Below are 20,984 nucleotides of genomic sequence, written 5' to 3'. Positions count from 1 at the left end.
TCTTCAAACAACTAAAGGTTCCGTTTTTAAAGAATATATACTAGTTTAATTTACTGAATTTTAACTTCTAATTGTCGGCAAAAAGGGGACTTGATACAGAGATTTTAAGTAAATGAGATTTTCCCATGCTTTTACACCCATCTCTATTTGGGCGTAATTCATACAACCCTTATCTATACTAGGAAGTTTAATTCCACCCTGAATATTGACAGGATACAACGTAGGTCTTCCAATTGAAAAAACTTCCCGAATTCCTTTTTTCTGAATGAGCAGTGTATACAGTCTCGACCCATTCATGCCAACAAGCCAATCGCTAATTTGTCGAGCTTTTGCTTCTTCATACATGAGTAAGTCTTTATGGTTATCTTGCAGACTTAAAAAACCCTTTCGTACTTCATCTACTTCCAATGAGTTAATCCACAATCGTTTAATGGTTTTATTACGAGCACGCGTGTAGTCGAAAATACTGTAAAAAATATTCGATCCTTCACGATCCACGTCACAAGCATTTATGACCGTATCTGTTTCATGTATTAACTTTTTAATAATCCCGAATTGCTTTGCTTTACCTTTAGCGATTTGAAACTGAAATTCATCAGGAATAATCGGTAATGTCTGTAATGACCATTTCGTCCACTTTGCGTTATGAGCTTTCGGATCTCGGAGCTCAACTAGATGCCCGATTCCCCAAGTAATAAAAGCTCCACTCGGAAAAATATCGCAAGGCTGCACATCAAAAAAGCCTTCCTGTTTCTTGACTTTGAAGGCGTCGGCATATGCTTTTGCTTGACTAGGCTTTTCTGCAACAATTACTGGTTTCACCAAACATCCCCCATTCGAATTCTATTATGTACAAAAAGTATATCACCAAACGAACGTACATTCTAATTCGACAAAATAATTTAATTCCACATTTTTCTAATTAGTGAAATTTCACTCTTAAATATATTCAAAAACCAGACATCTCAACTTTCGAGAATGCCTGGCTAACTTTTAAGAATTAAATTTTCGTAGCTCGACTCGACGAATTTTGCCTGAAGCTGTTTTTGGTAGCTCATCTAAAAATTCTATAATTCTAGGATATTTATATGGAGCTGTGATTTCTTTTGTATGATTTTGCAAATCTTTAATCAATGCTTCTTTATCTCCAACTGCACTAGAGTCACGCAACACAATATAAGCTTTAACTACATTCCCTCTAATTTCATCCGGAGCTGCTACAACTGCACATTCCTGAACCGCACTATGTTTCATTAGTGCATCTTCCACTTCAAATGGTCCAATCGTATAACCCGAACTTATGATAATATCATCACTACGTCCTTCAAACCAGAAGTAGCCATCTTCATCTTTAGAAGCTTGGTCACCCGTTAAATACCAGTCTCCACGGAACGCCGCATTTGTACGTTCAGGGTCACGGTAATACTCTTTGAATAAAGCAGGACAGCTTCTGTGAACAGCGATGTCTCCAACTTCACCTACAGCAGTTGAAACACCATCTTCATTAATAATATCGACCGGGTTTCCTGGCGTAGGTTTCCCCATTGAACCGGGCTTCACTTCCATGTTTTGAAGAGTTCCAACTAGTAATGTATTTTCAGTTTGACCATAGCCGTCTCGAACATTAACACCAAATGCGTTTTGGAAAGCTTCAATGACTTGTCTATTTAGCGGTTCACCAGCAGACACAGCACTTCGCAGATCTTTTAATTCATACGTATTCAAGTTTTCAACTTTGGCAATAATTCGATATTCAGTTGGTGTACAGCACAAAACATTCACTTTTTCTTCTTTTAAAATACTTAAATACTTAAGAGGATCGAATGCACCATTATAAACTAATGCAGTCGCGCCTAACGTTATAGTCGATAAGAAAGGACTCCAAATCCATTTTTGCCAACCAGGTGCTGCCGTTGCCCAAACGATATCTCCACTTTTAACACCTAACCATTGAGTGGCAGCTGTACGAACGTGAGCATATCCCCATCCATGAACATGCACGGCGCCTTTAGGATTTCCAGTTGTACCGGAGGTATAAGATAGAAATGCCATATCTTCGCGATGTGTGTCTACAGCTTCAAAAGATGTACTTTCGTGTTCCACCAACTCTTCAAAAGATTGCCAGCCGTCTTCTTTTCCTCCAACGATCAACTTATTATGTAAAGCTTCTACATCTTCATCAATAGAGTTCGTTTCAGCAGTCGTTTTGTAGTGTGCAACGATTCCTTTAGCTCCCGAATGATGCATGCGATATAGTAAATCTTTTTTTCGCAACATTTCTGAACATGGAATAGCGACAATCCCTGCTCTTAAACAAGCTAGGTATGTCATGTATGCCTCCGGAATTCTTGGAAGAATGATCATTAAGCGGTCACCTTTTTTAATTCCAAGTTTTAGTAAGGCTTGTGCATATTGATTCGTTTTTTCAATTAACTCTTTGTATGAAATATCTCTTCTTTTATCCGCATCATCAATCCAACGAATAGCTAAGCGTGTATCATCATTTTTGTACTGTTCTAATTCTGAAGTTATATTATATTGTTCGGGTGCTAGTAAATTTTCGAAAGTCAATTTCCATTCCTCCCAATCATGATAAACTTTGAGTATTGTTCTTCGACTGAGCGTTCGCTCAATTTAATTCTTATTATGAAATAACTCTTTGATTGTAAACGTTTACAAGTTTAGTAGTCAACTGAATTTTCTAATAATTAAACAATCTGAGTCTATTGTAATAAAAAACGCTCAAAAAGTTTGATTTTAAGGAGGCTAATCCATCTTAAATCTAACTATTTAAAGCGTTTTTTCTTTTATTTATTTTTCTAATAAAACATTTAACTGATGCTCATTCTGTTTTTTCCTTGTTGTTTCGAATCATACATCGCCATGTCCGCGTGTTTTAAAATTTCAATATAATCGTTTCCAGTCTGCGGATAATAGGCTATTCCAATGCTCGTAGATGTTTGAATTAAATGACCCCTAACTTCCCACGGTTCATCAAATAACTCTAAAATTAGCTCAGCACAGACAACAGCATCATTTTCTGCATTAATATTTGGTATTAATAAAGTAAATTCATCTCCGCCTTGTCGAGCAATCGTGTCTGTTTTCCTTAAACAAGTTTGCACTTTTTCAGCAAATTGAATTAATACCTGATCGCCAATCGCATGTCCATATTGGTCATTAATATCCTTAAACTTATCCAAGTCCATATATAACAAGGCAAACTTCTCATTATTTTTCACACTATGCTTTATGGTTTCTTCCACTTTATCTTGGAAATACATTCGATTCGGTAAATCAGTCAATGCATCATGATAAGCCATATGATTTAGTTTTTCTTGTAAGGCTTTTCTTTCCATTACATCCCGAGAAACGATAATAATCCGTCTTTCAGATGTTTTTTGATCCATAAATATTTTCCCTTTTGCCTCTACCCATATCCAGCTACCATCTGCATGTTTATGTCTAAATTCAGCAACTCGACTTTCATTGGAACGAAGAATTTGTTCAAACTCTGACATCATATAGGGTAAATCCTCGGGATGAACAACTTCAAAAGCACTCTTGCCTAAATAAAAATCAGGCGAGTGTCCGAGAACAGCAGCATGAGATGGTGAAGCATATCTCATAAGACCTGACTCATCAACAATCGAGACTAAGTCAGTCATGTTATCTGCCATCAACCGATAATTTTCTTCGCTTGCACGAAGAGCTTCCTCTGCTTGTTTACGTTCTGTAATATCTCTAAAAATTACTTGTATGGCTGGCGACCCAAAGAATTTAGTAACAGTGGCCGACACCTCAGTTGTAAATTCTGTACCATTTGCTCGAATCATTTGATGCTCAAAACGATCATCTTCATCAAACCCATTTTTGAATGCACGAATCATACGCTCTTCTACGTTTTTACGAGAATCGGGATGATAGTAATTTAAAATGGACTTACCAATTAATTCTTTTGGATGGTTAAAGCCCAATGCTTTTGCGCCTGCTTCGTTCATATATTTGATAATGCCATCACACTGAACATAAATAGGTAGTGGAGACATTTTCAATAATTCACTATAAGAATTTCGACTCTCTTGTAAGTCTCTTTTCATTTTTTTATACTCAGTTACATCATGGAACATCGCTAAATAGGCTGTTTCATTGTCATAAGGTATTTTCATAGTCCCAATATTTGCGTATAGATGTTCGCCATCTTTTCGAACTAACTTCAAATTAACAAATTCAATTGGAGAACCTTCTGCTATACGAGATAATCGTGACTCAGTAAATTCTTGAAAACGAGGATGGATGTAATCAAAAATAGAACTTCCTACAGCATTGTCTACTGCAAATAATTTCTGTACAGCATCATTTGCATACAATATTTCATTATTTCGATGCACCACTATACCTGTTGGAGACAGTTCAACCAATTTCCGATATCGTTCTTCACTAATTTTTAATAAGCGTTCAAGATTTTTTCGCTTGGAAATATCTCGAGTGATTCCTGAAAACCCTACAAGATCGCCGTTTTTATTATGTATAGGTGACAAAGTAAGACTAATTTCTAGTGTTTCCTCATTCTTTTTTACACAAACCGTTTCATATTGAACGACAGGGTCGCCTGCCTTAATTTGTTCAATTAAGCTTTTGGCTTCCAAAAATCTGTTTTGCGGAATAGTCGGCAAAAATTCACCTTTAATTTCATCAATAGACCATCCGTACAATCCTTCAAAAGCCGGATTGACATCAATTACATGTCCATCTAAATCAAGAATTTCAATCGCATCCGCTGTGGATTCAAACAAGGCACTTAGTCGGTCCGTCGTTTCATTTAAAGTTTCCCTCATATTAACAAGCTCTGTCATGTTCCGAGCAACACAAAAAACACCTTTTACTAGTCCCTCTTCTATTAAAGGATTTAAGGTTACTTGAATGTGAAACAAATTCCCATTTTTATGTTGGGCTTCTGCTTTAAACGTATTGCTAGTCCCTTGTGAAGCAAGCTCAATTTGCTTCATCACCATCTCCATGTGAGTGGGAAGTAACATATCCGAGAATTTTTTTGATTTCAACTCTTCTTTTGTATAACCAAACATATGATATACAGCTTGATTCATTTCAATTGCATCTCCGTTTAATGGGATCAATACAATTGCATCAGGACTGTTTTCAATAAAGGTTTGGTACATGTCTAACGACACCAATTCCCACATGAAGTGGATGACCTCCTCCATAACTCAACTTCCAAACCGTTTTTCTTTACACATTCATACCATATTTCATCGCATATTTCTATATTACTTTTTTAAACGTTTTCATTTGACTTAACTAAGTGATTTTTTAACAGATTGACGCACATCTCTTCGAATAATACAACGTCCATCTCATCAATTCCTCCGCCTTGTACAAAGCTTTCCGAGCCTCCACCTTTTCCATTAATTAAAGGTAAGATTTCGGATAAAACCTCTTTCAAATTCACATTCAATTTTCGACCACGACCTAACACCACTTGCAGTCGTTGCTCATTTCTCGCAATGAGTAAAACAATAACACTTGGGGACTCCGCCACCACAAGTTGAGCAAGCTTTTGCAAATCTTGAATGGACCTATCATGATATTGTGCATGAATTAAAGGAAAAGCCTGTTGCTGAGATTCAACCAATTCTCTTGATTCAAACTCGATTAGAAGCTGTTGTTTCTCCGCCAACTGTTTCTCTAGTGCCTTTTTCTGATTCAGCAGAACTTTAACCGTATCTCCTAATTTCTCTTCAGACGAACTTAATAAATGGATCATTTCTAAAACCGCTTTTTGTTTTTTGTGTAGTTGTTTTCGAATACGATTTCCACACACAAAATGAATACGTATTTGACCATTTTGTTTTTCAACTTTCAATATTTTTAACATGGCAATTTCAGCGGTATTACGTGGATGCGTCCCGCCACATCCGTTGTAGTCAAATTCAGGAATAATCACTAGTCGAATATCTTGATCCACTTTCACTTTTTTACGAAGAGGATATTGCTCCAGTTGTTCCTTCGTCACCCACTTGGTCTTAATTGGGCGGTTTTCCATTATAATTCGATTAGCCAACTCTTCGGTAGCCAATAATTGAGCCTCGTCAATTTCAGAACAATTCAAGTCTATCGTTACTGTTTCTTCGCCTAAGTGGAAACTGGTTGTTTGAATATCAAAAAGTTCAACAAAAGCAGCTGTTAGCACATGTTGCCCAGCATGCTGTTGCATAAAATCGTAGCGTCTTATCCAATCGATTTTCCCTTCAATTTCAATACGATTAGTAAAGACCGGATTTTGAATATAGTGTCGAATTTCGCCATCGATTTCTTCCACGTTCGTAACCAACTCTTCATTTATAAATCCGATATCATGAGGTTGACCCCCACCAGTTGGATAGAAAGCTGTTTGCTCGAGCGTTACATACCAGTTTCCCTCTAAATCATGGTGTTGTTCTTTTACGCGTGAAGAAAAATGTTCAATGTATGCATCTTGATAGTATAATTTGTGTTCCATTTCCCAACTTCCTCCCGCTCATCATTTCCTTATATTGTAATCTTTTTTTTCGTATCATGTCAGAAAAATATATGAATTTAACTAAAATAATTAGATAATGAATTATGCTTGTTTTTGCCAAGTCACTTCTTATCATTTACTCTTTCTAGTGTTTACCTAGTGACGCTTGGAAAAGTGTGAATGTGATTGAAACTTTAACATTCTTCAATCGTATTATATTTTGCATGAATGAAAGGATGATATAGAGTTGGCAACAGCCTCATTAGAATACCGATTGTACAAAGGTCTACACTCTTTTGAACCACTTTTTCATTACGATTCAATTGAACTCGATCAAATACTCACTCGTAGAGAATGCGAGTTCTTTGTAAAGGATGGAATTACGTATCAACAAACTTCTTCAGCAATTGAAGAAAATCTACATTTGATCTATGTAAAGAAAGTAGAAGAATCCGAAAAAGAAAAAGAAGTATTTAATTTGAATGGTAGACTCACTTTAGAAATTCGCGAATTTAATTTAAGAGAAAACCACCCAATCATTCAGAAACATGAATTCGATCAACATTTGGAGATTCTGAGCCAAATCGGAAGTGTTTACTTGTATTTCGATCAGATGGAATGGGAACGTGACTCTGCAGAGATCGATGAGGATCGCCTTGTATATGTACTTTATATGATTAAAACTGGTTACAAATTGGAGGGATATTAAGATGAGTAAAACCAAAAAGCTAATGGCAGGAGTAGCCACATCTATTTTAGCACTAGGCATGACTGGCTGCAGTCAAAATGAAACTAATCAAGACGAACCAACAGGCTATGATTGCGATGACTGGGAATGGGATGATGACGAAGGAACGTATTATTGCGATGACACACGCTCTGCTCATTATGGAGGTTATTACTTCCTTGGCAATATGTTTAGCAGTAAAAGTGCATTTAAGAAATCAAGCGGGTACTCTAGCCATATTTCAAGCTACAAATCCGGTATAGGAAGCGGCACTAAAGGAGGATTTGGAGGGTGATTAACTCTTCATTTTCTAAAGTAAGAAATCATGTATATAGCGAAATCCCTTATTTTTATCCCGATTTAGAAAAAGAAGAATATGCTTTATTAGATATTCATGTGCAAACAGAAGAATATTGGGAGAATGTTCGACAGGCTGCAAGAGAAGTCGGACTTATTTTCGAAAAGATAGCACCTCTTCTTCGGACACTTGAGGATTCAACGTTATTGCAATTAGGCTTTCCAAAGGAAACACTTGCCTATATCAAAGTGAAATGTATTCCTCAGGAATACATTATTGGGAGACTCGATTTTGTCATAAACGGGTCATCCATTAAGCTTCTTGAATTCAATGCAGATACGCCCACTTTCATAAAGGAAACGTTCCACGCAAATTCTTATATTTGCAGACATTTCGACTTAGAAAACCCAAATGAAGAATGTACACAGCTTTTACATATGGAAATGAGAAAAGCCATTGCATCTAGCTGGGTAGCTTTAAATAAACCTGGTACACCCAAGATTGTCTTTACGTCACATGATGATCACATTGAAGACAAATGGACGACCCGTTACCTGCAAGAACAACTAGATTTACCTTCTGAATATGTAAGCTTGGACAATTTACGAATAGTCACTGATGACGTAACGGAAGATGGAGATATTCTTCAAGCGGGTTTGTATACACCACTCGGTGAGCGAATTGATATTTTGTATCGTCAAACTTACCCAGTAGAACATTTGGTGAACGATAAGGATCCAATATCTGGAGATGATGTCGGTCAAGCTTTAATGAAATTCGTTGAGCAAGGACATCTGAGCATCCTTAACCCACCATCCGCTTTTTTACTTCAATCAAAAGCAGTTCAAGCACTAATATGGGGATTACATGAAGAACAAAATTTTTTCACAGACTCAGAGCACGCTATTATACAACAATATTTTCTCCCCACTTATTTAGAGCCTGATGTTTTTATTGAACGCCAAAAACCTTTTGTAAAAAAACCTTGTTTTGGTCGTGAGGGTGATACAGTAGAAATTTTCAATGGCTTAGGTAATTTAACTATGGAAGAAACAATGAAAACGTACAGTGATACTTTACCGATATTTCAAGAATTTTGTCCACTTCCCGTTTCCAATATAACAACCACTAAAGGAACGAAAGAAGCTCATCTCATGGTTGGGTGTTTCTTGATAAATAAATCAGCTGGTGCTATAGGAATACGAGCAGGAAGTGAAATCACAAACAACGAATCATATTTTTTACCAGTAGGAATTCAACGAAAAGATAGAGAGGATGATTAATATGTCAATATTGACATTAGATGCAATAGGTAGTTTTTTAGCACACTTTGGTACTGGAATTGGGTTAATGTTTTTGGGTTTAACAGCTTTTGCATTTACAACAAAATTTTCTGAGCTTAAATTGATTCAAGAAGGAAACATTGCGGTCGCTTTAAAACTTTGGGGTAAAGCAATTGGTTTAGCGATTGTTATCTATACTGTTTGGGCAGATAGCGTGAATTTATTAGATGCCTTTCTTTGGGGATTGGTCGGAATAGCTACTCAGGTAATAGCTTACTGGATCATCGAATTTGTATTAACACCTAAAATGCACTTAGCTGATGAAGTTGAAAAAGGAAACAAAGCCATTGGTTTTAGCCTTTTCTCAGCTGCAATAGTTGTCGGAATTTTAGTTGCAGCTAGCTTAACTTACTAATAAAAGAAAAGAATCTCGAGTTTCTTGGACTCTACTTTTTACAGCTCTGTTTAGCACACCACAGTAATTAGTAAAGCCGTATCCTTTAGGAATTAACCTAAAAGGATACGGCTTTTTTGGTCATTACTTATTTAAATCTACGGGTTTGTAGACCATAGTCCCGCTTCTTTGATGAAAATTCGTTTATTTAATTTCAATTGCGACACAATAAACTCAGCAATGTCTTCCGGTTGCATCACTTTATCAGGATTACCATCAGTTAAATTATTATCAATGGCTAAATCGGTTGCGACAGTACTTGGTGTCAACGCAGTTACTCGAATATTATGCTTACGCACTTCCATTGCTAACGATTCTGTAATACCGAGGACTCCAAATTTCGAAGCACTGTAAGCACTAGTTATTGGTGCACCTTTTTGTCCAGCTGAAGAAGAAATATTAATAATGTCTCCAGATTTTTGTTCAATCATCCCAGGCAAAACAGCACGAGTTACATAATAAACTCCCATTAAGTTAACTTGAATGATTTTTTCCCACTCATTAATCTCTAAGTCCATAAAATTCCCGAATTTTGCAATTCCAGCATTATTAATCAGTACATCGATGGTACCCAGTTCATTTGTTATGAATTCAGTTGCCTTTGTAACATCCTCATTTTTGGAAACATCTGCAACTGCGAAAGCGGCCTTCACACCAAGAGCCTCTACTTCTTTAACGACTTTTTCCAATTGTTCTTTTGAACGAGCGATAAGTCCAACATTCACACCTTCTTGAGCTAAAGCTATAGCAACGGCATAGCCAATCCCTCGTCCTGCTCCCGTAATGATCGCATTTTTCCCTATTAATGATGTAGCCAAATGTATTGCCTCCTCTTTCAATAAAATTACAAATATATTGCTGTGAAAGTGATACGTAAACCTCTTAAAAACCTCCTTAGTATAACCGATGAAAAATTTTCTTAAAAGAATATTGCTTATGTAAAAAATCACTGCGGAAACCTTCATGTCAGAAAAACTTACACGAATTTTAAAAATAGTTTGATTTATTTGTATTTTTAAATTATCATGTTAGGAAACCTAACATATATTAAGAATAAAAGAAGGGAGCTTAAAAAATATGAAGAAAATTGAAGCAATTATTCGTCCAGATGTGTTTGCAGATGTTCGTAGAGCATTAGCTCTAGAGGGAATTGATGGATTATCTGTTACAGAGATTGCTGGATGCGGTAGACAAGAGGGCCGCACAGGTCTTTTTCGTGGGAATGTATACGAAATGGAGTTTTCTGCAAAATTGAAATTGGAAATGATTGTAGACGATCATTTGGTGGAACCAATTGTTGATGCAATTTTGGAATATGCAGCAACCGGTGAGGTTGGTGATGGGAAAATCTTTATTTTACCCGTAGATGAAGCGATACGTATTCGAACAAAGGAACGCGGCGTTGTCGCCGTATATTGAGGAGGAAAACGAATGGAATCAATCGAAGCTGTACAAAGTTCTGTAGACATGATTTGGATGATGATGGGAGCTATTTTAGTATTTTTTATGCACGCAGGTTTTGCCATGGTTGAAACTGGATTCACTCGATCAAAAAACACCGTTAATATTCTAATGAAAAATTTATTGACTGTCTCGATTGGTTCAGCGCTTTACTTTATTGTTGGTTTTGCATTCATGTTCGGCCCATCTACTTTTGGACTCATAGGAACGGAAGGGTTTGCATTATTAGGCCGTGAAGATATTGGTTTCTTTGTTTTCCAAGCAGTTTTTGCAGCAACATGCGCAACCATTATTTCAGGAGCTGTCGCTGAACGCATGAAATTATCTTCCTACCTCCTCCTTGTTATTGCCATGACAGGATTCATCTACCCAGTAGTTGGACATTGGGTTTGGGGAGGCGGTTGGCTTACAGAATTAGGCTTCATTGACTTCGCCGGATCTTCCGTCGTTCATTTAACAGGAGCTGTCGGCGCATTAGTTGCCGCGTGGATGATTGGTCCACGCCTCGGAAAATATTCCGGTAAAATCGTTCATGTTATCCCTGGACACAGCATCCCGCTTGGCGCTTTAGGTGTCTTCATTCTGTGGTTAGGTTGGTTTGGTTTTAATGGAGGAAGTACTTTAGCAGCTGATTCAACTCTAGTTCCACTCGTTATTGCAAACACACTTCTCGCAGCCTCTGCAGCCGTGTTATCTACCGCCTTGCACACAAAGCTTAGATACAAACAAATTGATGGATCCTTAACTCTAAACGGTGCGTTAAGTGGGCTTGTCGGAATCACAGCCGGATGTGCAAATGTTTCATTATTAGGCGCAATTACAATCGGATTAATTGCGGGAGTTATCATGACTGAAAGTATTCGCTTTTTTGATGTCAAACTTAAAATTGATGACCCTGTAGGCGCTATTTCTGTCCATGGTATCGGTGGGATTTGGGGTACGCTTGCCGTAGGTTTATTTGACACAACAAATGGAGCCTTGTATGGTGGTGGACTCAGCATTTTTGGCATTCAACTAATTGGTATAGCGGCCATTGTTGGTTGGACTTTCATAACAGTTGGAGGAAGCCTATATGTCATACGACTATTCACTTCACTCCGTGTTTCAAAGGAAGAAGAAAAGATGGGACTAGATTATGCTGAACACGGGACAAACGCTTATGAAATACATGATGTATTAAGAGGTGCCCCAACTCGTTCAGAAGATTTCGCTTCACGTCTAACTCAGCTCGGTAAATCAATTCAAGTCCGTTAATCTACAACAAAAATGCCAGAGATTAATTTAAAGGGTTTTTAAAAACCCTCTAAATAAAATCTCTGGCATTATCTTATGAATGTTGGCTTTCTAATTCAGCAACAATCGATTCAACTTCATTTCTCGAAATTTTTTCACGACCGATTTTCATAGCTTTTAATGTACTATTCGCAAGAGCGAGTGGGACTTTACAAAACATTGTAATTCCACGGTTATTAATATCTTTTACATAATCGCTACCCATCGATAAATTTTGCTTCGCATAACTGAACAGATCATCTCGATCCCAGCCATCTGGTAAGAAACGAACCCCACGCTCGAAATCTTCATCCTGATTTCGAAGAATATTCACCGCTTGCAAGCCTCGTCCAAATGCAATTGCTTTCTCTCGATCAGTCTCTGTATTATCATGCCATTTCCATAAATCCGATAGCATGCAACCCACTAATCCCGCTACATAATACGTATAGTCGTCTAAATCTTCTTTTGTACGAATTTTCCACTCTTGGTCTACCCACTTAGCCATACCTTCGGCCATAATTCCAGTCGATTCTTTGACTTTACCTACAACCTCTGGTGGACAAAGTAAAATCCAATCTGCAAGCCTTTGGGTAACATCAGGCAGAATATGGCGATAAGGTTGAATTAATGCGCGATACACCTCAGGATCAAATGTAGTTTTTAAGCTTGTACTAATAGATGTAAGTAAGTGCCGTTTTGTCTCAGCTAACATACTAGGATGATCTTCAATTTCATCAATCGCACGCATACACAGATAGGCTGACGCCACTGTTTTACGCAGAGTAGGTTCTAAGAAATTGATTGGAATAAAAAACGTTCTGCTTGTTTGCTTTAACATGTCCATTGCTTCTCGATGTAAGACAACCGCTTCGTTCATATTCTTTTCCTCCCGTTCAGCTCTCAGTGTACAAGTATGACCACTTTTTGTTCTTCTATCATACATCAAGTTTCAGTTGTAAAACGACAAAAAATAGAAAATTCACTAAACTAGGGACTTATGACATAAGAGACCGATAATTACAATAAATAAAACCCAATCCCCATAATTAGATACGCAGCTAGCAATGTTAACCCTTCAAACCAGTTGGATTCTCCATCATTCGAAACACTAATGGTTAGTAAAACCGCCGTAGCCATGGCCACTAATTCTGGAACTGTGAAAACCAAAGGCATTGCTGTTGGCATGAATAAAGAAATAAGAACTAAAACAGGTGCTACAAACATCGCAATTTGCAAAGTAGAGCCAATTGCAATTTCTACTGCAACATCCATTTTGTTTTTCATCGCCATTAATATGGCTGATGAATGTTCCGCAGCATTACCTACAATGGCTACAATAATGACACCAATAAATAACTCAGACCAACCAAACTGTTCCCCTACCGCTTCAAACGTATGAACTAAGTTTTCAGATACATATGCAACAGCGATTGTAGATAGAAGTAAAATTCCTAAGGCTTTCTTTTTAGACCACTCTGGTTCTTCATGTTCACCATCCAGCGTCGGTTCATCATGCACATAGACTCCGCGGTGCGTAACCAGTTTAAAAAATAACCCAGCTAAGTATAAGACAATCATGATAATTGAAATTCCCACACTCATTTGTAACGTCTTCTCTTCATTCATGGACATCGAAAAAATTTCTGGAATGACAAATGCTACAATTACTGCAAAAACTAATAGACCTGAATTGTGTCGCGCATCATGAATACTGAACTTTTGACGTTTAAACTTAACGCCACCTAAGAAGAAAGACAAGCCTCCAACTAAAAGTAAGTTCCCAAGGACAGAACCTGTTAACGAAGCTAACACGACCCCAATAAGACCTGCTTGCAAAGCAAATATAGATATAATTAGTTCGACCGCGTTACCAAATGTCGCGTTTAATAATCCACCAATTCTCGGACCACTAACAATGGCTAACGATTCCGTTGCTCGTCCCATAAAACTAGATATCGCAATGATCGTGACAGAACAAATAACAAACATCGTGATACTGGACCAATGCATGATAGAAGCTACAACTGTTAATGGAACTCCTACAAAAACCAGAATCGTAAATATTCGATTGATCATATACATTCATCTCCTTTTGAAAAACTTTTGAAAAAATAATTTTATCTCATAATACTCCTTTTCATTCAAAGAAGAAATTTTGAGTGAATGTGACATTTAAAAACACCAAGTGCCGAGCGGATTTTCTCCGAAGCACTTGGTGCAGATTATTGATCTTTCAGTTTCAAGTTTAGATCGGTTGCCGTAGCAAATGCTACTTGGTCGATTAAAATGTCTCCTGGCCGACTAGCTTTCCCTAAAACATACCCTTCGAATGATATGCCCATAAACTCAAAAATGTAATTGAACTGTTGAATCAACGGTAGCCCTTTTAATCGAGGATTATCTCCTCCAACAGCTATAACATACGCTTTTTTTGTTCCTAACTGATCCTTGAAGTTGGGGAAATTTGAATCGCGCATCGTTTGTGACCAGCGATCCACGAAGTTTTTCATTGTCCCACTCATGCTATACCAATAAACAGGTGTCGCGAAAATCAGTGTGTCATGTTTCATCATTCGTTCTATTAAACCGTCGTAGTCATCTTCAATCGGAGAGAATCCGCCGTCCTCATGGCGTTGATCATGAATGGGTTTTATTTCATAGTTCCTCAACACGATCTTTTCAACATCCAAATCCTGAATGACGATTTCTGTTAATTCTTCTGTATTTCCATTTTCTCGTGTACTTCCATATATAACAGCAATACTCATATTTTAATCTCCTTTACGCAAATGATAAAAATACATATGCCAATTGCTAGTATATGCCAAAGAGATGACATTTAGTTTTTTTCTTTATTTAGCATATGGTAAAAGTGGAATTGGTAGTATTAATCCCAGACTGTTCAAATAATATTCTCTTGTTCCGCTACAAGTGGACGCTTGCCGCGGGCGGTCCGTGAGCCTCCTCACTTGCTCCTGCGATTACTCGTCGCAAATACAAAAACATTCGCAACGCTCACTGCGGGGTCTCTCCTGGACGCGCTATTCCCGCCGGAGTCGCCACTTTCCGCTACACTCAACAAAATCTCAAATTAAATAGCGACTACAAATGATAAATTTAAAATTACAAAAAAGGATATTTAAGAAAGCACATTTTTATCAATACATTTTATTAGGAATCCGCTCATAGCAGAAGCCATAAAAGCTTCGATAGGCGTCCATTTTATAGTATTACTCTCCTTTACTTCTTCTTTCATGAGATACAGCATAGGCGTGTTTTCGGAATAATAGGATTTCATCAGTCGAACACTCAATTCCATTAGGAACTACCGTAGGATCAAATATGAGATCATCGTTAACTTCAGTCGCAACCCTTTTAATCGATAAAACTCCCGCATCTATTCTTTTACGATTTTTTGGCCACTCTCTTGTTGGATCATCGGTTAAGTCACCGGGTTCACCTAATACAATTTCCAATCGAAACTTCACTTGTTCATTTTCCAGTCGATCTTCTATTTCTTTTTCTAAATAGTTTTTCGGTAAACCAACCATTTCTTTTACGGTCAACGTCTCGATCCCAGCTTCAGGTATCCATTCGAATTTTACGGGTACACGATTCCCTTCTTTATTAACCAAATAAAATGCATGCATCGCATAATAAGCAGCTGTTGCATAACTTTTTGTGTTTTCAAGTTTGCGAATTATTTGGATTGCCGCTCGACTTTCCGGATAGGATGCAAATAGTTTTACCATGTCTCTTAAATGAGGTTTTCCCTCTTTAAAAGATTTAACTGTATTTAAAATCTTAAAAAATGTTTGTGGTGATTTGGTTACAAAAATCGGAATCGTAACACCTACTAAATTAGCTATTTCCCCAGAAGGTAAGTGAAACTGGACCGACATCCCTTTAATGATGGATAGATGATCTGGTGTCGACGGATTAGGTGAAGCATTTGAAAAGCGAACAAATGCCTTCACATTAGTGTTTTGTAAATGTTCAGCTGTAGTAAACGAAGCAGCTGATCCAGAAGGTGAGAATTCAGCTTCATAGATCTCACCTTTTGCATGTGCACGTCGATATCCTGGGTAAGTCCCTGCTATTTCTTCTATTCGATTGACCGTTTGTTTTGCCAAAACGGTCTCATTTGTGTTTTCAATCATGGAAATTCCCCCTTTTTGAGATATGCGCTATTTGGTTCTGATCATTTTCACGTGTACAATATGTAATAACATGCTTTATAACAAGATACCCATGAATGCACGTTAACTAACTACAATTAAAGGTGGAAAAGCACATGACAAATCAACACGATACTCAATTACCAGCAAAAACATGTTCAATCGAAAAATTAGTGACAATGAAATCTGATATTGAAAAAGTATTAAAGGGTGAAAAAACAGCCACACGCCGAAATGGTCGTTATGCGGATGTGGGAGAGATTATGGTGTTAGATGGTCAATCGTTTAGAGTGGATCAAGTCTATCATCAATCACTCGGAGAACTAACAGATGTACATGCACAACAAGAAGGATATGATTCCGTAGAAGCTTACAAACAATCCATTTTGTCTTATCATCCAGGAATGCCTTGGTTACCTACTATGAAGGTATGGGTTCATGAATTTAGTCAGGTTCGGGAGTAATTATGAACGAGTTGTATGTAGCAATTATTTTCATTCACGTTTTGAGTGCCGTTGTTTCAATTGGTCCTCTATTTGTTTTATTTTCACTTATACGTAAAATGCATCATTCTAATGATCACACTGACAAAGCATACATTTCGATTTTTCGTTCTATCGTACGTTTAATTAAACATGCCGGTCACGTGCTCGTTGGATCAGGCATTCTATTGGTTATAATGGGACCATGGAGTTGGAACACCCCTTGGATTCTTTCAACCATTGCGTTAATGGTCATTTCGATTTTCTTTTTAGCCCGTGCATTTTCGCCAAAACTAAAGAAATTGGAAGAATCGAATTCAGAAAAACAATTATTACTCAAACAATTAAAAACATCGACATGGACTTATATTGGTTTACTTGCACTAATGTTAGCTCTAATGGTAATCAAACCTACACTATGGTAAAAATAAAGGACAAGCTACTTACAACAGAAAGAGGTGCATTTATATGCAAGAAGTACCAAAAGAACTGGACGGTGGATTAGTCATAAAACATACCGTAAGTCCTGAAGATCAAAAGCTAGGCATGATGTTTTTTGAAGAAAATGATGGATCAACAACAGAAGTAACAATTACGAGTTTAGCGATTGTTCATTATGAAGAAGAAAACGACTATTATGTTTTCATGTGTGATCAAAATTGGGATGTTCAAGATGATTACAAAGTGGAATCCGTAGACGATGGCATCGCTTGGGCTGAAAAGAATTTTGATGTTGAAGAGAAGCAATGGATTTAAAAAGAGTTGAAAATGCTTAGATTTGATAAAGATCATTGGTTATTGAAGTCTTCTTTGGGTATAGATAGAAGAGAACTTACTTTAGCGGAGGTGCTTCACTAGTGGAAGAACAAACAAGATCGATTATTCAACAATCTTTGGATGCATTAATGGACAATAAACTGTTTTTGCCTGATTTAAAAGAGGACATGAGGGTCAAAGCTTTCAAATCCTTAAACGCCATTCTATCGACACCTAACCAAATACATAAATCGTTTTTAAGGTTGCCTTTAGAAAATGGCGAAGTCGTCCGGATACCTTCTTATCGCGTTCATCATAATGACGCTTTAGGACCTTATAAAGGTGGGATCCGTTTTCACGAGAGCGTTAACGAAGAAGAAGTTACGAACTTAGCATTTCTTATGACGTTAAAAAATGCGCTTCACAACGTTCCTTTCGGTGGAGGTAAAGGTGGCATCGTGGTCGATCCTAAATCTTTCTCCGATAAGGAATTGCACCGAATTTGTGTTAAATATGTTCGATACTTTAATCATGTAATCGGACCTGATAAAGACATCCCCGCTCCAGACGTTGGTTCAGGTGAACGTGAAATGGATTGGATGATGGCAGAATACAAAAAAATTAATCACGGCAAACCTTATTTAGGAAGCTTTACCGGCAAAAGTGTCGCAAACGGTGGATCACTTGGACGTCGTGAAGCAACTGGTAAAGGGGTATATTTTACATTCCGTTATTTAATGCATGACTATTTGAATGCGAATGCCAATAATTTATCTGTATCGACAAATCCATTTGCTAAAACAGCTCTATCATATGCTAATCGCCCATTAACAGTAGCAGTCCAAGGTTTCGGGAATGTAGGTTCGGTCACAGCACTAGAAGCTTTTAATTGCGATTATATAAAAAATAAAGTGGTTGCGGTGAGTGATCGGAATGCGACTCTATATAATGCGGAAGGACTTGATATTCCAGCATTAGTTGCTTTTACAGCTTCAAACCGCGGCGATTTACCAAGCACTGAAGAACAATTGACATCAGCCGGTATCAAAGCAACTATTCAGCCTCGAGAAGATATCTTAACGATGGATATTGACGTTTTATTCTTAGCTGCATTAGAAAATCAATTACATGATGGAAATAAAGCCGATATTAAAGCAGGAATTATAGTTGAAGGGGCAAATGCTCCGACAACTGAAGAAGCTGATGCCTATTTAAGCCAAAAAGGAGTCGTCATCCTACCTGATATCCTTGCAAATGCCGGTGGTGTAATTGTTTCTTATCTAGAGTGGCTTCAAGGTCGTGAAACACAGTTCTTCAGTGATGAAGAAGTTCATAACCAACTAATCGCGAAGATGAAACATACGATGGATACGATTTTGCCACAATATTTTGGGGATCCATTCCCACTACGTCAAAATTGTTTTATCCATTCGGTCATGCGTCTATCAACGGTGCTTTATCGTCAAGGGAAGCTTTATTAATATATTTTGCAAAACAGTTGCACAAGATCATAAGCAAAAAAAGGACTGTCTCAAGAATCACTTTTCGTGATTCTTGGGACAGCCTTTTTTCTATTTAGGAGCACTGTTGATTTCCATTGCGACGTACGCTTTCCGGGGGGCACGGCTTGAGCCGCTTTCCTCGCGGTGCTCAGTCCAGGGTCTAAAGCTCGTGCTGATCCCCTCGGAGTCGCCGTCTCCATTTCAATCAACTGAAATCGTTGTAGATATATTAATTCTCAACTTCGATCATATAAAGGATATACACCTTCGAATCTATTTCTTCAATTTATAGTCGTATTAAGGAAAGTTAGAAGCCGAATCTATTATGATAGCTATTCCCCAAAGTTGTAATGGGCTAAATATTATTAAATACTTACTTAAACAATCACTTTGATACATATTCAAGTCTCTAAGCTCTTCCGTAGCATGACTCTGCAAGCTATTTTATCAGGAAAGTGGTTGGATATTTCTGAAGACTCCTGCGGAAAAACGAAAGACGCTAGACCCATGCAGGCTCAGCTGTCATAAACAGATGAGTTGAGGAGGCAAGCGTTTCGTCCGTGGAAGCGAAAGAAATAGCCAACCACTATCGTTTACGTTAGATTAAATAGCTTTTTCCTTTTGAAGATCTATCAATATTGGATCTGCTGAATGTGCATAATCTAGTTGCATTTTCTGGAGTTCTAGTCGCATTTTTTCTGTTTCGGCGATGAAGTTTTGCTGTTTTACTTTTTCCAATTCGAGTTCCGTAGCAAGCATCTTAGCCTTTTGCTTCGTGTTTGATTTTAAGTGATCGCTCACTATCGCAATAATTGGTATTGAAAAAATCATGATAACTGCAATTGTACCTGTCATCTCTCCACCCCCACTTTTGTTATGTAAGTCTATCTTCATGATTAAGTATTTACTATCTATTCTCTTCTTCATACGCATGCTCCTGCAAAAAGGTTTCAAAACCACAAGTTATTTGGTCAAAAAACCGCTCGGATACAAATCCAGAGCGGTTAAGTTTCATTTTTATTTATCTATATTTGAAACTTTCACAAGTGACTTTCCTATATTTGCACCTTCAAACAATGCTAAGAATGCGTCAATTGTTTGATCGAATCCTTCTGTAATCGTTTCTTCATATTTGAGCTTACCTTCTTGCAACCATGTAGCTAAATCTTTTGCCCCTTCACTATATCGAGACGAGTAGTTACCAATTGTAAATCCTTGCATCAGTGAACTTGTTTTAATTAAATAACCTTGAACACGAGGACCAACGTCTAATTGTTCATTGTTATAAGAAGAAATAGCACCGCATACTGGAATTCGCGCAAAATTATTCAGTAGCGGGAAGACCGCGTCTGAAATTTCTCCTCCTACATTTTCGAAGTACACGTCAATTCCATTAGGACATGCCTCCTTTAATGCTTCTTTCACATTTTGGGTTTTATAATTAATTGCCTCATCAAAACCTAATTCATCAAGTAAGAACTTCACTTTTTCGTCTGATCCTGCAATTCCAACGACATGTGCACCTTTAATTTTGGCTATTTGTCCTACGATAGAGCCTACTGCACCAGCTGCTCCAGAAACAACCACTGTTTCACCTGCTTGTGGTTTTCCAATATCTAATAATCCGAAGTATGCGGTTAAGCCCGTCATCCCCAACACACTTAAATATGTTGAAGCTGGTGCTATTGAATGATCAATTTTTCTAACAGATTTTTCATTTGCGATTGAGTATTCTTGCCATCCGAGTGCCCCTAAGACAACATCACCCTTTTCAAAAAAGGATGACTTGGATTCTACAATTTGCCCAACAACACCACTAGTTAGAACTTCGTTCAATTGAAATGATGGAATATATGATTTTGCATCGTTCATCCGACCTCTTAAATATGGATCAACTGAAATGTAGACTGTTTTAATTAAGACTTCTCCCGAATCTGGTTGCGCTATTGGCACATTTACTACCTCAAAATCATTATGTGTTGGCGTTCCTTTTGGTCTATTTTTTAATATAATTTGTTTTTGCATTGGATTCATCCTTTCTTCCTTCA

At 37.5% G+C, this 20,984-nt stretch carries 20 protein-coding genes and 1 pseudogene; 10 read left to right on the top strand and 11 right to left on the bottom strand.

Annotation, left to right across the window (positions count from 1 at the left end):
* Positions 1-213 precede the first annotated feature (213 nt).
* The 4 genes and pseudogenes from ACHUE4_RS14125 to ACHUE4_RS14110 all read right to left on the bottom strand — a co-directional run.
* Positions 214-822, bottom strand: a pseudogene (locus ACHUE4_RS14125) (toprim domain-containing protein); the annotation flags it as partial.
* 171 nt (positions 823-993) lie between these two features.
* A complete protein-coding gene (gene mbcS, locus ACHUE4_RS14120; RefSeq protein ID WP_394191146.1) occupies positions 994-2,571 on the bottom strand; it encodes an acyl-CoA synthetase MbcS in 1,578 nt (525 codons plus the stop codon).
* A gap of 260 nt (positions 2,572-2,831) precedes the next feature.
* A complete protein-coding gene (locus tag ACHUE4_RS14115) occupies positions 2,832-5,204 on the bottom strand; it encodes a PAS domain S-box protein (RefSeq protein ID WP_394191144.1) in 2,373 nt (790 codons plus the stop codon).
* A 92-nt stretch (positions 5,205-5,296) separates the two neighbouring features.
* Positions 5,297-6,520 (bottom strand): alanyl-tRNA editing protein, encoded by a 1,224-nt coding sequence (locus tag ACHUE4_RS14110; RefSeq protein WP_394191142.1) that lies wholly within the window; start codon positions 6,518-6,520, stop codon positions 5,297-5,299.
* 247 nt (positions 6,521-6,767) lie between these two features.
* Between ACHUE4_RS14110 and ACHUE4_RS14105 the strand changes: the two genes are divergently transcribed.
* From ACHUE4_RS14105 to ACHUE4_RS14090, 4 genes are read left to right on the top strand one after another with little or no spacing between them, the layout of a single operon-like run.
* Positions 6,768-7,229, top strand: a complete 462-nt coding sequence (locus ACHUE4_RS14105) for a hypothetical protein (RefSeq protein ID WP_394191140.1) — start codon at positions 6,768-6,770, stop codon at positions 7,227-7,229.
* Position 7,230: 1 nt separating this feature from the next.
* The gene (locus ACHUE4_RS14100) at positions 7,231-7,542 is read left to right on the top strand and encodes a hypothetical protein (RefSeq protein WP_394191138.1); all 312 of its coding nucleotides are present in this window, start codon (positions 7,231-7,233) and stop codon (positions 7,540-7,542) included.
* Positions 7,539-8,828, top strand: a complete 1,290-nt coding sequence (locus ACHUE4_RS14095) for a glutathionylspermidine synthase family protein (RefSeq protein ID WP_394191136.1) — start codon at positions 7,539-7,541, stop codon at positions 8,826-8,828. The genes ACHUE4_RS14100 and ACHUE4_RS14095 overlap by 4 nt, the downstream gene beginning before the upstream one ends.
* A 1-nt stretch (position 8,829) precedes the next feature.
* A complete protein-coding gene (locus tag ACHUE4_RS14090) occupies positions 8,830-9,243 on the top strand; it encodes a DUF350 domain-containing protein (RefSeq protein ID WP_394191134.1) in 414 nt (137 codons plus the stop codon).
* 137 nt (positions 9,244-9,380) lie between these two features.
* Here the strand turns inward: ACHUE4_RS14090 and ACHUE4_RS14085 are convergent, their stop codons facing one another.
* Entirely contained in the window at positions 9,381-10,100 is a 720-nt protein-coding gene (locus ACHUE4_RS14085; protein WP_394191132.1) for a 3-ketoacyl-ACP reductase, read from the bottom strand.
* 259 nt (positions 10,101-10,359) lie between these two features.
* Here ACHUE4_RS14085 and ACHUE4_RS14080 point away from each other — a divergent pair, with 259 nt between their 5' ends.
* Together ACHUE4_RS14080 and ACHUE4_RS14075 are read left to right on the top strand one after the other, a co-directional pair.
* Entirely contained in the window at positions 10,360-10,701 is a 342-nt protein-coding gene (locus ACHUE4_RS14080) for a P-II family nitrogen regulator (RefSeq protein WP_394191130.1), read from the top strand.
* A gap of 12 nt (positions 10,702-10,713) precedes the next feature.
* Positions 10,714-11,997, top strand: coding sequence for an ammonium transporter (locus ACHUE4_RS14075; RefSeq protein ID WP_394191128.1), 1,284 nt, complete (start codon positions 10,714-10,716; stop codon positions 11,995-11,997).
* Between the two features lie 73 nt (positions 11,998-12,070).
* Here the strand turns inward: ACHUE4_RS14075 and ACHUE4_RS14070 are convergent, their stop codons facing one another.
* From ACHUE4_RS14070 to ACHUE4_RS14055, 4 genes are all read right to left on the bottom strand, one after another.
* Positions 12,071-12,895 carry a squalene/phytoene synthase family protein gene (locus tag ACHUE4_RS14070; protein WP_394191126.1) on the bottom strand — a complete coding sequence of 275 codons (825 nt, stop codon included), beginning with the start codon at positions 12,893-12,895 and terminating at the stop codon, positions 12,071-12,073.
* A 140-nt stretch (positions 12,896-13,035) separates the two neighbouring features.
* Positions 13,036-14,094, bottom strand: coding sequence for a calcium/proton exchanger (gene cax / locus ACHUE4_RS14065; RefSeq protein WP_394191124.1), 1,059 nt, complete (start codon positions 14,092-14,094; stop codon positions 13,036-13,038).
* 146 nt (positions 14,095-14,240) lie between these two features.
* Positions 14,241-14,786: a flavodoxin family protein gene (locus tag ACHUE4_RS14060; protein WP_394191122.1), complete on the bottom strand. Its 546-nt coding sequence runs from the start codon at positions 14,784-14,786 to the stop codon at positions 14,241-14,243.
* 462 nt (positions 14,787-15,248) lie between these two features.
* Positions 15,249-16,178, bottom strand: a complete 930-nt coding sequence (locus ACHUE4_RS14055; protein WP_394191120.1) for a catalase family peroxidase — start codon at positions 16,176-16,178, stop codon at positions 15,249-15,251.
* Between the two features lie 134 nt (positions 16,179-16,312).
* On the opposite strand from ACHUE4_RS14055, the gene ACHUE4_RS14050 reads away from it, so the two are divergent.
* The 4 genes from ACHUE4_RS14050 (at position 16,313) to ACHUE4_RS14035 (ending at position 18,915) form a co-directional block, all read left to right on the top strand.
* The gene (locus tag ACHUE4_RS14050; RefSeq protein ID WP_394191118.1) at positions 16,313-16,660 is read left to right on the top strand and encodes an ASCH domain-containing protein; all 348 of its coding nucleotides are present in this window, start codon (positions 16,313-16,315) and stop codon (positions 16,658-16,660) included.
* Positions 16,661-16,662: 2 nt separating this feature from the next.
* Entirely contained in the window at positions 16,663-17,103 is a 441-nt protein-coding gene (locus tag ACHUE4_RS14045; protein WP_394191116.1) for a DUF2269 family protein, read from the top strand.
* Positions 17,104-17,146: 43 nt separating this feature from the next.
* Positions 17,147-17,434 carry a hypothetical protein gene (locus tag ACHUE4_RS14040; RefSeq protein WP_394191114.1) on the top strand — a complete coding sequence of 96 codons (288 nt, stop codon included), beginning with the start codon at positions 17,147-17,149 and terminating at the stop codon, positions 17,432-17,434.
* Between the two features lie 101 nt (positions 17,435-17,535).
* Entirely contained in the window at positions 17,536-18,915 is a 1,380-nt protein-coding gene (locus ACHUE4_RS14035) for a Glu/Leu/Phe/Val family dehydrogenase (protein WP_394191112.1), read from the top strand.
* Between the two features lie 624 nt (positions 18,916-19,539).
* On the opposite strand, the gene ACHUE4_RS14030 is transcribed toward ACHUE4_RS14035, so the two are convergent.
* Entirely contained in the window at positions 19,540-19,863 is a 324-nt protein-coding gene (locus ACHUE4_RS14030) for a hypothetical protein (protein ID WP_394191110.1), read from the bottom strand.
* 90 nt (positions 19,864-19,953) lie between these two features.
* Positions 19,954-20,970, bottom strand: coding sequence for an NADP-dependent oxidoreductase (locus ACHUE4_RS14025; RefSeq protein ID WP_394191108.1), 1,017 nt, complete (start codon positions 20,968-20,970; stop codon positions 19,954-19,956).
* Positions 20,971-20,984 lie beyond the last annotated feature (14 nt).

This window comes from Paenisporosarcina quisquiliarum, assembly GCF_043641925.1.
Classification (GTDB): Bacteria; Bacillota; Bacilli; order Bacillales_A; family Planococcaceae; genus Paenisporosarcina; species Paenisporosarcina quisquiliarum_A.
The sequence above is the reverse complement of the archived record's forward strand: the minus strand, read 5'-3'. Positions and strand labels throughout refer to the sequence as shown.